The sequence below is a fragment of the Streptomyces sp. NPDC091376 genome (assembly GCF_044757085.1).
In the GTDB taxonomy this organism is placed as follows: Bacteria; Actinomycetota; Actinomycetes; order Streptomycetales; family Streptomycetaceae; genus Streptomyces; species Streptomyces pratisoli.
The window spans coordinates 57118-69916 of sequence record NZ_JBIVUF010000024.1 but is presented as its reverse complement, the minus strand read 5'-3'; the positions used below and the strand labels follow the sequence as shown (position 1 = coordinate 69916).

Sequence of the window (12799 nt, the reverse complement as noted above, 5' to 3'; positions counted from 1 at the left end):
GTGACACAGCTGCCCGACACCGGTTACACCCCGACCCGCGGTGAACTCGAAAGCGTCGAGGCGTGGTTCGCCGAGTACGACGCGGCGAGCGCGCGCCGCGACATCGAGCGGATGGCCGATCTGGCGGTCTTCCCGCTCAACCTGGTCAGCGACGACTCCGCGGGCGACAGCGCCTGCGCCCAGTGGGACCGCGAGCAGTTCACCGACACCATGACCCAGGTGATGGGAGACGGGTCCGAGGACATCGCCTTCGACTCGGTGCGCACCCCCGTCTTCCTCGGCCCGGCGATGGTCGTCGTCTTCACCGACTCGACCATGACGATGGACGGCGCCACCCGGCAACTGCGGTACGCCGACATCCTGATCAGGCGGGACGGGCAGTGGGCGTTCCAGACCATGCTCCAGGGAGGCTGGGGGGACAACCTCCGCTAGACCTGTCGACCTGGAGCTGTTCCATGTCGAGTCCGCGTCGAGCCGTACGGTCACGCCCGCAGCCAGGTACGGCGGTTGCGGGCGCGCCCGTACAGCGACTCGACGTCGGAGGGTTTCAGTACGCCGCCGAGACGGGCGAGGCCCGCCACTTCGCCCTCGGCGAGGATCCGGACGTCCGGCGGGGCCTGCTCGGCGGCGAGCCGCACGGCCCCGACGACCGCGAGCACCGGCCGTACGGCCGTGGCCAGCGCGAACGAGGCCCGCTCCGCCCCTCGGCGGGCCAGGCGCAGTTCCGGTACGGGCCGGTCACGGCCCGCCGCGGCCGACTCCCCCGTGATCCGCACGCGCCGTCCACGCGCCGCGAGGGTCCGCAGCGCCAGCACGCCCGCCGGGCCGACCAGCAGATGGTCGATACGGGCGTCGCCGGGCAGCGGCACCGCATGCAGCACCCGCCAGCCGGCGTCCTCCAGGCGCTCCAGCTCCGCACCGAGCAGTTCGTGCGCGGCCAGTTCGGCGCGGCGCGGATCGCGACGCCGACCGGGCCGGGACGAGAGACCGGACCCGGACGGCCGACCCGGCCCGGAGGAACCGCCGGACCGGTCGAGCGCCAGGTGCAGGCCCTCCCCCGGACGGTTCGGCGCCAGGTCGTCGTCCGGGTGCAGCGACAGCCGGGCCAGATCGTCGGCGGTCGGCACGGGCGGCGGGCCGACGCTCACCTCACCCGTGAGGTACGGGGCGAGCGCGGCGAGGGCCTCCTCGCGGAGTTCGGCCAGGGCCAGACTGACCCGGTTCGCGTCACTGTCGTACCAGGCCACGCACCGGCCACCGGGAAGGCTGACGTAGAGCCGTGAACGCCCGTACGTCCGTACCGGCGTGACGCGCAGTCCGGTCATCCCCATCACCACCCCGACGACCATGGGAACAGCCCTGGGGCGGCGCGGGCAATATCCCGGACCGACTCACGCGGGGTGGGTTGCCGCCGACCTGGTGCACACTCTCCCCAAGCACCTGGCTCGCGGGAGGGAACGGCGTGTTCACGGGGATCGACGAGGTCGACTGGGCCTCGATGGGACATGCGTACGGATCGGCGGACGATGTCCCCGGGCTGCTGCGGGGACTCGCCTCGGCGGATCCGGCGGAGCGGGAGAGCGCGCTCGACGGGATCTACGCCGCGGTGCACCACCAGGGCGACGTGTACGACTCGACGCTGGCCTGCATTCCCTTCCTGCTCGAACTGGTCGCCAGCCCCGAGGTCCAGGACCGCGGCGCGGTCGTGGAGCTGCTCACGAGCATCGGGGGCATCGACCTCGACGGCGACGAACTCGACCCGGAGGACGAGGAGTTCGAGGACGCCGCGAACTACGCGATGGCGGCGGCCGCGGTCGCCGCGGGCGCGGACGTGTTCCTCGGGCTGCTGGACGACCCGGACGCCGGGGTGCGGCTCGCCGCGCCGTGCGCGCTGGCGATGCTGCACGGCGACCCGGCCCAGGTGCTCGCACTGCTCCGGGACCGGCTGGCCGGGGAATCCGACACGGAGGTGCGGCTCGCGCTGGTCGAGGCGGTGGGGCGGATCGCGCTGCGCCATGAGTCGCTGCGTGCCGAGGCGGTCGTCTGGCTGACCACTCTGCTGGCGCCCGACCGGTCGCCGGGCCTGCGGCTGGCCGCGCTGACCCAGCTCGCGCGCTGCGCGCCGGGCCGCCTGCCCGACGACATCGCGTCCACGGCGACCGCGCTGCTGCGGGCCACCGACGGGCCCGGGGTCCCGCCGTCGGGGGACGGTGGCGGTTCCGGGCCGGGGGCGGCGCCCTGGGCGGACGACCTGCTGCGGACCCTGCACTCGGCGCTCGGCGACCGCGTGGACGACCGGATCGCGCTGCTCACCGGCCAGCTGACGAGTGCCGACCCGGCGCAGCGCACGGACGCCGTATGGATGTGCCACGGACTGATCCGGGCCTGGCGCGGTGCGTACGACGAGGTCGTACGGCTCGTCGGGGCTCAGCTCGGCGATCCCGATCCGCTGCTGCGGGGCGCCGCGGCCAGCCTCCTGGAGAGCCTCTTCGGGCTGGCGCTGCCCGCGGCCGACGCGCTCGCGACGCGGATGGGCGCCACCGACGACCACCGCGCGCTGGTCGCGCTCGCCCGGCTCGGCGACGCGCGGGCCCTTCCGGCGCTCGCCGAGGCGCTGGAGCAGCCGGACCTGCCGCGTGACGCGGCGTTCGCGGTGCCGTATCTCGGTACCCGGGCCGCCCCGCTCGCACCGGTACTGCGGCGCCGGCTCGGCGAGGTCGCCCTGGACGAGCAGCTCTTCGACCGGGCCGCGCCCCTGCTGTCCGCACTCGCCGGGGCGCGGGCCGCTGAGGCGCTGCCCGAAGTGCTGCGGGTGCTGCGCGGTGCGCCGGCGCGGGGCGGGGAGTGGGTGACCGAGTCGGCGCTGCGGGCGCTCACGGCGTTCGGGCCCGCGGCGGCCGCGGCCGCGCCCGACCTGCGTGCGCTGCTGCGGAACCCGTCCTCGTCGGTCGTGGCGGCCGCGGCCCGCGCGCTGTGGGCCGTCACGGGCGACGGCGCCGCGGTGCTGCCGGCGCTCCGCGAACTCCTGGCCGCCGACGGCCCCGACGAGCGCCGGTCCGCCGCGACCGCGCTCGGCGCCGTGGGCCCCGCGGCGGTCGACGCGGCGCCCGCGCTGCGCGGACTGCTCACGTCGCCGGAGCGGTGGCTGCGGATGGACGCGGCGGTGGCGCTGTGGCGGGTCACCGGTGGGGCCGGGGAATCCCTTCCGGTGCTGCGTACGGCGTGGGAGGAGAACCGGTACGGGCGGGTCGAGATCGCCGAGTGCCTCGCCGAGATGGGCCCCGCCGCGGCGCCCGCCGTCCCGCTCCTGCGCGCGGAACTCTCCCGCCCGCGCCGCCACAACGTCCTCGACGGCGGCTCGGGCAGCCATGACATCGAACAGGACGAACGCCTGCTGTCCCTGTGCCGCGCGGCGCTCGCGTCCCAGACCGACTGACCTGCCGGTCGCGGCACAGGATCGCTCGACGGCAGCAGGGCTCCCCGCCACGGGCGGCCCCGCGCAGCCCGCCGCTGCGGACCGGCCCGCACCGCCGGCTTCCCCGCCGTCGGCCTGACCGGTGCGGACTCCTCGCCGTCGGCCCGGCGGGTGCGGATGCCCCGCCATCGGCCCGGCGGGTGCGGGAGTCCTCGCCGCGAGCCGACCGGGGGCGTTTCCCTACGGGGGGTCTGCCTCCTGCCGTGTCCGGGCTGGGCACGGACCGGGGGCGTTTCCCCGCGAGGGGTCTGCCTCCTGCCGTGTCCCGGCTGGGCGCCGCCACCCACCCCAACCCATACAAATCAGACTTCCGTACTCTTGGGAACGGCCAGCGCCCGAACCGACATCCCCCAGGACCTCCCTTGCCCCGCCCCCTCATACGTCCCCGCGCCGCCGTCGGCGCGGCCTTCGCCGCCGCGCTGTTGCTGTCCGGCTGCGGCAACGCGGGTGAGCTGGAGAGCGCCGGCGCCACCCCGACCGCCGTCGGGCCGGTCCAGCTGTGGCCCGAGCTGCCGCCGATCTCCGCGCCCCCGGTCGACTACGGCGAGAGCGACACCGAACACATCGCCGGCATCGCGGCACCGGGCGGCGATGTGCACGCGCTGGACCCGGTCGCCGTCGTCCAGGCGGAAGTCGCCGCCCACCCCGGCCGGGTCACCGGCCCCGACGGGCTCTACGAGCGGACCGCGCAGCAGATCCGCGACTGCAAGAAGCGGCCGAAGGCATGCCCGGTGCTCAAGCCGTACTACCGGGACCTCACCGGCGACGGGAAGGACGAGCTGATCGTCGGCATCACGCTGCCCGAGCAGCAGACCGCGATCCGGGTCTACATGCCGGAGAAGGGCGGGCTGACGCGCATCATGTCCGACGCGGAGCCGATCGTCAGCGTCGAGCTGGCGGGCCGTGACCTGATCCTGCGTGCCGTCTCCGCGGGGATCCCCGGGTACGAGTACCGCACGGTCTGGTCCTGGGACGAACAGCAGCGGGCGATGCTCCCCGCCCGCGACGAGATCGTCCGGGTCAAGCCGTCCAGACCCGGCGCCACCGAGCCGCCGACGGACGCACGATGAGCCGTCGCCCCCTGACCCGCCGCCGGAGGCGGCCGCGCCGCCCTCGGCTGCCCGCCTGGACCGCCACGCTCACGTGGAAGGCCGCCGTCTTCATCGCCGTCATGTGCTGTGCGCTCGCGGCGCTGCTCGGCGCGCTGGTGCATGCGTCCGTGACGCGCCAGACGGTCGACCAGGCCCGCGAGAAGGCACTGTCCAAGCTGGAGGACACGACCGAGGCGTACGAGGCCGGCGAGCCGATGGGCCGGTTCGGCGCGGTGGACCCGCCGGGCCTGCCGGCCGGGCTGCGGGCGCTCGCGCTGCGCGGACAGCGCGGCACGGTGGTCTCGGACGTCGACGGGCGGCCGACGATGTGGGCGGCGGGCCCGGCGGACGGCCGTGCGCTCGCCGTACGGATCGACTACTCGCTGAGCGCGCAGACGATCACGGGTCTCGACCGGGCCATCCTCGGCTCCTCGGTGCTGGCGATCGGCGCGACGCTGCTGATGGGAGCGTTCGCGGTGACCCGGGTCACGCGCCGGCTCCATCTGACGGCGCAGGTGGCACGGCGGATCAGCGCCGGCGACCTGGACGCGCGCGTCAACGACCCCCGTACGAAGGACCCTTCGCGCCCCGAGGACGAGGTCGCCACGGTCTCCGGCGCGCTGGACACCATGGCCTCCACGCTGCAGGGCAAGCTGCTGAGCGAGCAGCGCTTCACCGCGGACGTGGCGCACGAGCTGCGCACCCCTCTGACGGGACTGTCCGCGGCGGCCGAACTGCTGCCGCCGGGCCGTCCGGCGGAGCTGGTGCGGGACCGGGTGCGAACGATGCGGGCGCTGACCGAGGACCTGCTGGAGATATCGCGGCTGGAGGCGGGCGGGGAGACGGTCGATCTCGACATCCACGAACTGGTGCCGCTGGCCGAGCGGGTCGTGCGGATGTCGCGTTCCTCCGGTGCGGAAACGGATCTGCTGATCTTCCGCGCGACGCGTGTCGAGACGGACAAGCGCCGCCTCGAGCGAGTGCTCGGCAATCTGATCGCCAATGCCCACAAGCACGGCGAGCGGCCGGTGGTGGTCTCGGTGGACGGGCCAGTGGTGTCGGTCCGGGACCACGGCACGGGCTATCCGGAGTACCTGCTGGAGCACGGCCCGCAGCGCTTCCGTACGGAGTCGGGCGGCAAGGGCCACGGCCTCGGGCTCACGATCGCGGTGGGACAGGCGGCGGTGATCGGCGCGGAGCTGGAGTTCGGGAACGCGCAGGAGGGCGGGGCGGTCGCCCGGCTGACGCTGCCCGAGTACGTCCACCTCACGGACTGCCCGGAATCCGACACCGCCGCCGACGACACCGCCGACGACGACCACGCCGCCGACGACACCGACATGGAGCGGGCAGAGTCGACAGATAGGCAGACATAACACCCCCGCTTGCTACGTTGCGTCGCATGACCGCAACGACGGCGGAGACTCCCCCGCCCGCACCCCGCCCGGCACACGGTCGGGGTGTCGAGCTCTCGCTGCTCGTCTGCGCCGTCCTCGTCTCCGTCTACGGCTACGTCGACGTCGGCCTCACCAGGAACGGCGCCGTTCCCCCGGACGCCCTCGCCTACGGCGCGGGCCTCGGTCTGCTCGCGCTGCTCGCCCATCTCGCCGTACGGCTCCGGGCTCCGTACGCGGACCCCCTGCTGCTCCCGATCGCGGTCCTCCTCAACGGCGTGGGCCTGGTGCTGATCTACCGGCTCGATCTGGAGACACCGGCCGACCGGGCCGCCCCCGCCCAGCTGATCTGGTCCACCCTCGGCGTCGCGCTCTTCATCGCGGTGGCCGTACTGCTGCGCGACCACCGGATGCTGCAGCGCTACGCCTACCTTTCGGTGGCCGCCGCGCTGGTGCTGATGATCGTGCCGATCCTCTTCCCGGCGGTGAACGGCGCCCGGATCTGGATCCGGATCGGCGGATTCTCCTTCCAGCCGGGCGAGTTCGCCAAGATCCTGCTCGCGGTGTTCTTCGCCGCGTACCTGGCGGCCAACCGCCACGCCCTCGCCCACACCGGCCGGCGGATCCGCAGCCTCCGTCTGCCCGCCGGCCGGGTGCTCGGCCCGGTCGTCGCGATCTGGCTGATCAGCGTGGTCGTCCTGGTGCTGGAGCGGGACCTCGGCACCTCGCTGCTGTTCTTCGGCCTCTTCGTGATCATGCTCTACGTCGCCACCGGCAGGACCGGCTGGATCGTCGTGGGACTGCTGCTGGCGGCCGTCGGGGCGTTCGCCGTGGGCGCGTTCGAACCGCATGTGCACAGCCGGGTCGAGGCCTGGATCGATCCGTACGCGTCGATCGCGGCCGGCGAGGGGCCGAGCCAGCTCGCCCAGTCGATGTTCTCGTTCGCCGCCGGAGGGTTCCTCGGCAGCGGGCTCGGCGCGGGCCATTCGATCCTCATCGGCTTCGCCGCCAAGTCCGACTTCATTCTGGCGACGGCCGGTGAGGAGCTGGGACTGGCCGGACTGACCGCGCTCTTCCTGCTGTACGCGCTGCTGGTGGAGCGCGGCTACCGCGCGGGACTCGACCTGCGGGACCCTTTCGGCCGGCTGCTGGCGGTGGGACTCGCCGCCATCGTCGCCGTGCAGGTCTTCGTGATCGCGGGCGGGGTGACGGGGCTGATCCCGCTGACCGGGATGGCCATGCCGTTCCTCGCGCAGGGCGGTTCGTCGGTCGTCACCAACTGGATCATCGTGGCGCTGCTGATCCGCGTCAGCGACTCGGCCCGCGCGCCGCACCCGGAGCCCGTCGAGACGGGCGTCATCGCGCCCACCGGCGTGGCCGCGTCGCCGGCCGCGCCGGAGGAGGCCCGATGACGCGCTACATCCGGCGCGCGGCGACGCTGAGCCTCTTCCTGCTCGCCGCGCTGTTCGTGAACGCCGTGCGGGTGCAGATCCTCCAGGCCGACACCCTGGGCGGCAGCCCGGCGAACCGGCGTCCGGCCATCGCGCGTTACGACGAACCGCGCGGCGACATCGTGGTGGGCGGTCAGCCGGTCACGGGCTCCAAGGACACCGGCCAGCAGCTGCGGTACGAGCGCACGTACCGGCACGGACCGCTGTACGCCCCCGTCACCGGCTACTCCTCGCAGACGTACGGCACGACGTTCCTGGAGCACGCCGAGGACGCGGTGCTGGCCGGTACGGACCCGATGCTCGCCCCGCTTCCGTTCTGGAACGAGTTCACCCGCTCCGAGCGGCCCGGCGGCAAGGTCGTCACCACCGTCAGGGCGCCGATGCAGCAGGCCGCGTACGCGGGCCTCGCCGGCAGGCGCGGGGCGGTCGTCGCGATCGAGCCGTCGACCGGAAGGATCCTGGCGCTGGTCAGCAGCCCCTCGTACGAACCCGGACTGCTGTCGGGGAACAGCGCGGACGTCACGGCGGCGTGGCAGCGGCTCAACGGGGCGACGAACCACCCGATGCTCAACCGGGCCATCCGGCAGACGTATCCGCCCGGCTCGGCGTTCAAGATCGTGACGGCGGCGGCCGCGCTGGAGGCACGGGCCGTCAGGAACGCGAGGACCCCGACCGACACCCCCGACCCGTTCACCATCCCGGGCACCAGGACCACGCTGCCCAACCCCGTGCCCGGCTGCAGGAAGGCGTCACTGGAGTACGCGATCAAGTGGTCGTGCAACACGGTGATGGCGAACCTGGGGGTGAAGGTGGGGCTGAAGGGGATGCTGGAGACGGCGGGCCGCTTCGGGTTCAACGACGGCGGGCTGCGGATTCCGTCGGGGGTGGCCCCGTCCAACTTCGACCGGCGGATGAGCGTGGACCAGCTGGCGCTGTCGTCCATCGGCCAGTTCGACACGACGGCCACGCCGCTGCAGATGGCGATGGTGGCGGCTGCCGTCGCCAACGGCGGCGAGCTGGCCCACCCGTATCTGGTGGACCGCACGACGACCTGGGACGGCGACACGGTCCGGGAGACACCACGGCGGTCGTACCGGCGGGCGATGTTCCCGGCGACGGCGCTGGAGCTGCGCCGGCTGATGATCGAGGCGGCCGAGAAGGGCACCGGGAAGCGCGCGCTGATCGACGGCGTGACCGTGGGCGGGAAGACGGGCACCGCGCAGCACGGCGTCGGCAACGCCGGGACGCCGTACGCCTGGTTCATCGCCTGGGCGCAGAAGCCCGACGCGCCCCGTCCTGCCGTGGCGGTCGCGGTGGTCGTCGAGGACCCGGAGGCGGCGGGCGGCGAGATCAGCGGCGGCGGCGACGCGGCGCCGATCGCCCGGGCGGTGATGGTCCAGGCGCTGAGCACGGCGGCCCGGCGCCCCTGACGGGTGCGCGGCCGGTCAGACGCGGGGCTTTCGCTGGTTGATCGCGGTCAGGTCGATCTCGACGGGGAAAGGACGATCGACCTTGAGCCGCTTGTGGAAGATGTCGACCGGCACATACGCCACGGTGGCCGGGTCGAGTTCGTACACGTACACCACAGGCAATCCGTCGCTCTGCTCGACGCGCCAGAAGTGCGGAACCCGCGCCTGTGCGTACTTTCGGGGCTTGACCTCACGGTCGCGCTCCAGTGAATCGGCCGACACGACCTCGACGGCAAGGACGACGTCCTCCGGCATGAACCATGCCTGGCCAGGACCGGTGTCCGCCTCGACCGGAACGACGAGGACATCGGGCTCCGGCCGGTTCCGCCGGTCCAGCTTGATCGTCATCTCCCGGATGGCCTCCAGGTGGTCCGGCGCCTGGTCCATGAGCGCGTTCTCCAGAAGACGCATGGCACGCGTATGGAATCGGGTCTGCGGACTCGTGAAGACGAGACTCCCGTCGATCAACTCCGTGTGCGGAGGAAGATTGGGAAGCTTGTCCACGTCGTCCGCCGTCCACCCGTCCGCCGGCGGGCGGGCCCACTCGTACTGGTCGTCCAGCCCGTACTCGCGTGCGGCACTCATGATGGCTCAGGTCAGGTGCCGCCGCCCTCCGCGATCGCCTCGGTCACCTCGGCCACCCGTTGCGCCTCCTCCGCCGCGAAGCGCTCCCGGTCCAGTTGCTCCGCTAGCTCCTCGTCCTGGCTCATCAGGAGATCGAGGTTGGAGTCGCCGAGTTCGAAGACGCCCATGTCGACGTACGCCTTCTGGAGCCGCTCGCCCCACAGGCCGATGTCCTTGACGCACGGCACGATCCGGCTGAAGAGCAGCTTGCGGAAGAGGTGCAGGAACTCGGACTGTTCGGTGTACTCCTCGGCCTCCTTCCTCGGGATGCCGAAGTCCTCCAGCACCTCGATCCCACGGATCCGGTCCCGCATCAGATAGCAGCCCTCGATGACGAATTCCTCGCGCTCACGCCGCTCCGCGTCCGTGAGCTGCCGGTAATAGTCGCGCAGCGCCATCCGCCCGAAGGCGACGTGCCGGGCCTCGTCCTGCATCACGTACGCCAGGATCTGCTTCGGCAGCGGCTTCTCCGTCGTGTCGCGGATCATGCCGAACGCGGCGAGGGCGAGCCCTTCGATGAGGACCTGCATACCGAGGTACGGCATGTCCCAGCGGGAGTCGCGCAGGGTGTCGCCGAGCAGGGCCTGGAGGTTGTCGTTGATCGGGTACAGCATCCCGATCTTCTCGTGCAGGAAGCGGGCGTAGATCTCGGCGTGCCGGGCCTCGTCCATGGTCTGGGTGGCGGAGTAGAACTTCGCGTCGAGGTCGGGCACCGACTCGACGATCCGCGCGGCGCACACCATCGCGCCCTGTTCGCCGTGCAGGAACTGGCTGAACTGCCAGGAGGAGTAGTGCCGGCGCAGATCGCCCTTGTCCTTCTCGGTCATCTTCGACCAGTGGCGGGTGCCGTAGAGGCTGAGGGCTTCGTCGGGGGTGCCGAGGGGGTCGTACGGATCGACCTCCAGGTCCCAGTCGATGCGCTTGGCGCCGTCCCACTGCTTGTCCTTGCCCTTCTGGTAGAGGGCGAGCAGCCGGTCGCGTCCGTCCTCGTACTCCCAGCTGAAGCGGGCGGCGCCGGCGGCCGGGACGGACCAGACGGGTTCCTGGGGCGGGTTGGTGTAGTAGTCATACGTCGACACGAAAGGCTCCCTCGCCTCGCACTGACGAACTGACGGTCTGTTGGCAGGCTCACACGTTGGTAGACACCCAGTCAACAAGTACTGCGCAAGGGATTGACGCCCTTACTGACGCGCAGTCTCATAAGTGGCATGACGACTGTGACCCAACGCGATCTCACGCTCCTCCGCGACGCCCTCGGGCCGCTGCGCGACCGCGAACAGGTCGCCGCGCGCCTGCTCGAATCCTCGGCCAAGCACTCCTTCGACCCGGACAAGGAACTCGACTGGGAGGCCCCGATCGAGGAGGGCAAGTGGTTCTGGCCGCCGGAGCTGGTGTCCCTCTACGACACCCCGCTGTGGCAGCGGATGTCCGAGGAACAGCGGATGGACCTGGCGCGGCACGAGGCGGCGTCGCTCGCCTCGCTCGGCATCTGGTTCGAGATCATCCTCATGCAGCTGCTGGTGCGGCACATCTACGACAAGCCGGTGACCAGCAACCACGTGCGCTACGCCCTCACCGAGATAGCGGACGAGTGCCGGCACTCGATGATGTTCGCCAAGATGATCCAGAAGGGTGGCGCCCCGGCCTATCCCGTCCCCCGGGTCTACCACAACCTCGCCCGCGTCCTGAAGACCGTCTCCACGACCCCCGGTTCGTTCGCCGCCACACTGCTCGGCGAGGAGATCCTCGACTGGATGCAGCGCCTGACCTTCCCGGACGAGCGCGTCCAGACCCTGGTACGGGGTGTGACACGCATCCACGTGGTGGAGGAGGCACGCCATGTCCGGTACGCACGCGAGGAGCTGCGCCGCCAGATGGTGACCGCGCCGCGCTGGGAGCAGGAGTTCACGCGGCTCAGCTGCGGCGAGGCGGCGCGGGTCTTCTCCGTCTGCTTCGTCAACCCCAAGGTCTACGAGAACGTCGGCCTCGACCGCCGGGAGGCCGTCGCCCAGGTGCGGGCGAGCGGCCACCGCCGCGAGGTGATGCAGACGGGCGCGAAGCGGCTCACGGACTTCCTCGACGACATCGGCGTACTCCGGGGCCCGGGACGCAGGCTGTGGAAAAGCTCGGGACTGCTGGCCTGAGGGCGGGCGGCCGTGACGGCGTTCCGGCCACCGGCCGGGTGACGGCCGCCCTGCTCCTGGAGGGGGCGGTTAGGCTGCACGTATGACCTCCAGTGCTCCCGCGACGAATCGCGCGTACCGGCGCCTGAGCGTGGAGGAGCGGCGCAGTCAGCTTCTTCGCGCCGCCCTCACGCTGTTCGCCCACCGGGCGCCGGAGGACGTGTCGCTGGACGACGTCGCCGAGACGGCGGGGGTCTCGCGGCCTCTCGTGTACCGCTACTTCCCCGGCGGGAAGCAGCAGTTGTACGAGGCCGCGCTGCGCAGCTCCGCGGACGCACTCGTGCTGTGCTTCGCCGAGCCGCCCACAGGGCCGCCGACCGAGCGGCTCGGCCGGGTCCTGGACCGCTATCTCGTCTTCGTCGACGAGCACGACGCCGGGTTCAGCGCGCTGATGCGCGGCGGCAGCGTCGCCGAGACGTCCCGCACCAGCGCGATCGTCGACGGGGTACGGCGCGCCGCGGCCGAGCAGATCCTGGACCACCTCGGGGTCCCGGACCCCGGCCCTCGGATGCGGATGATGGTGCGCACCTGGATCGCCGCGGTCGAGGCCGCGTCACTGATCTGGCTGGACGAGGACAAGCGGCCTCCGGTCGGCGAGCTGCGGGACTGGCTCGTCGACCACCTCATCGCCCTGCTGGCTGCGACGGCGGCCTCCGACGGGCAGACCGCGGACGTCCTCCGGCAGCTGCTCACCCTGGAGTCCCCGTCCGGCCCGGTGGGATCGCTCGGGCGCCGGGTGCTGCCCCTCGTGGGCGAGGCGGGCCACCTGCTGTAGCTCGCGCCCGGCTGCGCGAGACTGGACGGGTGAGAAGCGAGAACACCCCCTTCGTCGGCGGACCGCTGGACGGGCAGGTCCTGCCCGTCCTCGTCGGCCCCACCGGCAGTCCCCCGCAGTGGTACGAGGTGCCGGTCCCGGACGAGGACGGCGGTCCGCACACCGTGTACGCGTACCGCCGCGCCCCCGCCGGCCATTCGAGACGGCTCGGTCTGCCGCGCGGCTGGAAGTACGAGTACGTGCCCGAGGGCCGGGAGCGCCGCACCCTCAACTGGCCCTGGTCGAAGCCGAAGCGGGCCGAATAGGATCACGGGCGAGCGTACGACCACGGGGGGAG

The 12799-nt window shown here is 72.4% G+C and carries 12 protein-coding genes; 9 read left to right on the top strand and 3 right to left on the bottom strand.

The genetic code is table 11. The features are described 5' to 3' along the window. Positions 1-432 (top strand): nuclear transport factor 2 family protein, encoded by a 432-nt coding sequence (locus tag ACIQMR_RS33960; protein WP_401395694.1) that lies wholly within the window; start codon positions 1-3, stop codon positions 430-432. A 50-nt stretch (positions 433-482) separates the two neighbouring features. Here ACIQMR_RS33960 and ACIQMR_RS33955 read toward each other — a convergent pair whose 3' ends face one another. Next, positions 483-1325 (bottom strand): nuclease-related domain-containing protein, encoded by an 843-nt coding sequence (locus ACIQMR_RS33955; RefSeq protein ID WP_401395691.1) that lies wholly within the window; start codon positions 1323-1325, stop codon positions 483-485. Positions 1326-1462: 137 nt separating this feature from the next. Here ACIQMR_RS33955 and ACIQMR_RS33950 point away from each other — a divergent pair, with 137 nt between their 5' ends. From ACIQMR_RS33950 to ACIQMR_RS33930, 5 genes are all read left to right on the top strand, one after another. Further along, positions 1463-3436 carry a HEAT repeat domain-containing protein gene (locus ACIQMR_RS33950; protein ID WP_401395688.1) on the top strand — a complete coding sequence of 658 codons (1974 nt, stop codon included), beginning with the start codon at positions 1463-1465 and terminating at the stop codon, positions 3434-3436. 401 nt (positions 3437-3837) lie between these two features. Continuing rightward, entirely contained in the window at positions 3838-4545 is a 708-nt protein-coding gene (locus ACIQMR_RS33945) for a hypothetical protein (RefSeq protein ID WP_401395685.1), read from the top strand. Then, positions 4542-5942, top strand: a complete 1401-nt coding sequence (locus ACIQMR_RS33940; protein ID WP_401395682.1) for an ATP-binding protein — start codon at positions 4542-4544, stop codon at positions 5940-5942. Before ACIQMR_RS33945 ends, ACIQMR_RS33940 begins: the two co-directional genes overlap by 4 nt. A 26-nt stretch (positions 5943-5968) precedes the next feature. Continuing rightward, on the top strand, positions 5969-7372 hold the full coding sequence (locus tag ACIQMR_RS33935; protein ID WP_401395679.1) for an FtsW/RodA/SpoVE family cell cycle protein: 1404 nt from the start codon (positions 5969-5971) through the stop codon (positions 7370-7372). Then, positions 7369-8841 (top strand): penicillin-binding transpeptidase domain-containing protein, encoded by a 1473-nt coding sequence (locus ACIQMR_RS33930; RefSeq protein WP_401395676.1) that lies wholly within the window; start codon positions 7369-7371, stop codon positions 8839-8841. Before ACIQMR_RS33935 ends, ACIQMR_RS33930 begins: the two co-directional genes overlap by 4 nt. A gap of 15 nt (positions 8842-8856) precedes the next feature. Here the strand turns inward: ACIQMR_RS33930 and ACIQMR_RS33925 are convergent, their stop codons facing one another. Together ACIQMR_RS33925 and ACIQMR_RS33920 are read right to left on the bottom strand one after the other, a co-directional pair. Further along, positions 8857-9465 (bottom strand): Uma2 family endonuclease, encoded by a 609-nt coding sequence (locus ACIQMR_RS33925; protein ID WP_401395673.1) that lies wholly within the window; start codon positions 9463-9465, stop codon positions 8857-8859. Between the two features lie 11 nt (positions 9466-9476). After that, a complete protein-coding gene (locus tag ACIQMR_RS33920; RefSeq protein WP_401395670.1) occupies positions 9477-10583 on the bottom strand; it encodes a ferritin-like domain-containing protein in 1107 nt (368 codons plus the stop codon). 129 nt (positions 10584-10712) lie between these two features. On the opposite strand from ACIQMR_RS33920, the gene ACIQMR_RS33915 reads away from it, so the two are divergent. The 3 genes from ACIQMR_RS33915 (at position 10713) to ACIQMR_RS33905 (ending at position 12767) form a co-directional block, all read left to right on the top strand. Continuing rightward, complete coding sequence (locus ACIQMR_RS33915; RefSeq protein WP_401395667.1) at positions 10713-11648, top strand: diiron oxygenase; 936 nt, start codon at positions 10713-10715, stop codon at positions 11646-11648. A gap of 82 nt (positions 11649-11730) precedes the next feature. Then, the gene (locus ACIQMR_RS33910) at positions 11731-12462 is read left to right on the top strand and encodes a TetR/AcrR family transcriptional regulator (protein WP_401395664.1); all 732 of its coding nucleotides are present in this window, start codon (positions 11731-11733) and stop codon (positions 12460-12462) included. 29 nt (positions 12463-12491) lie between these two features. Then, positions 12492-12767: a hypothetical protein gene (locus tag ACIQMR_RS33905; protein ID WP_328726188.1), complete on the top strand. Its 276-nt coding sequence runs from the start codon at positions 12492-12494 to the stop codon at positions 12765-12767. Positions 12768-12799: the final 32 nt, after the last annotated feature.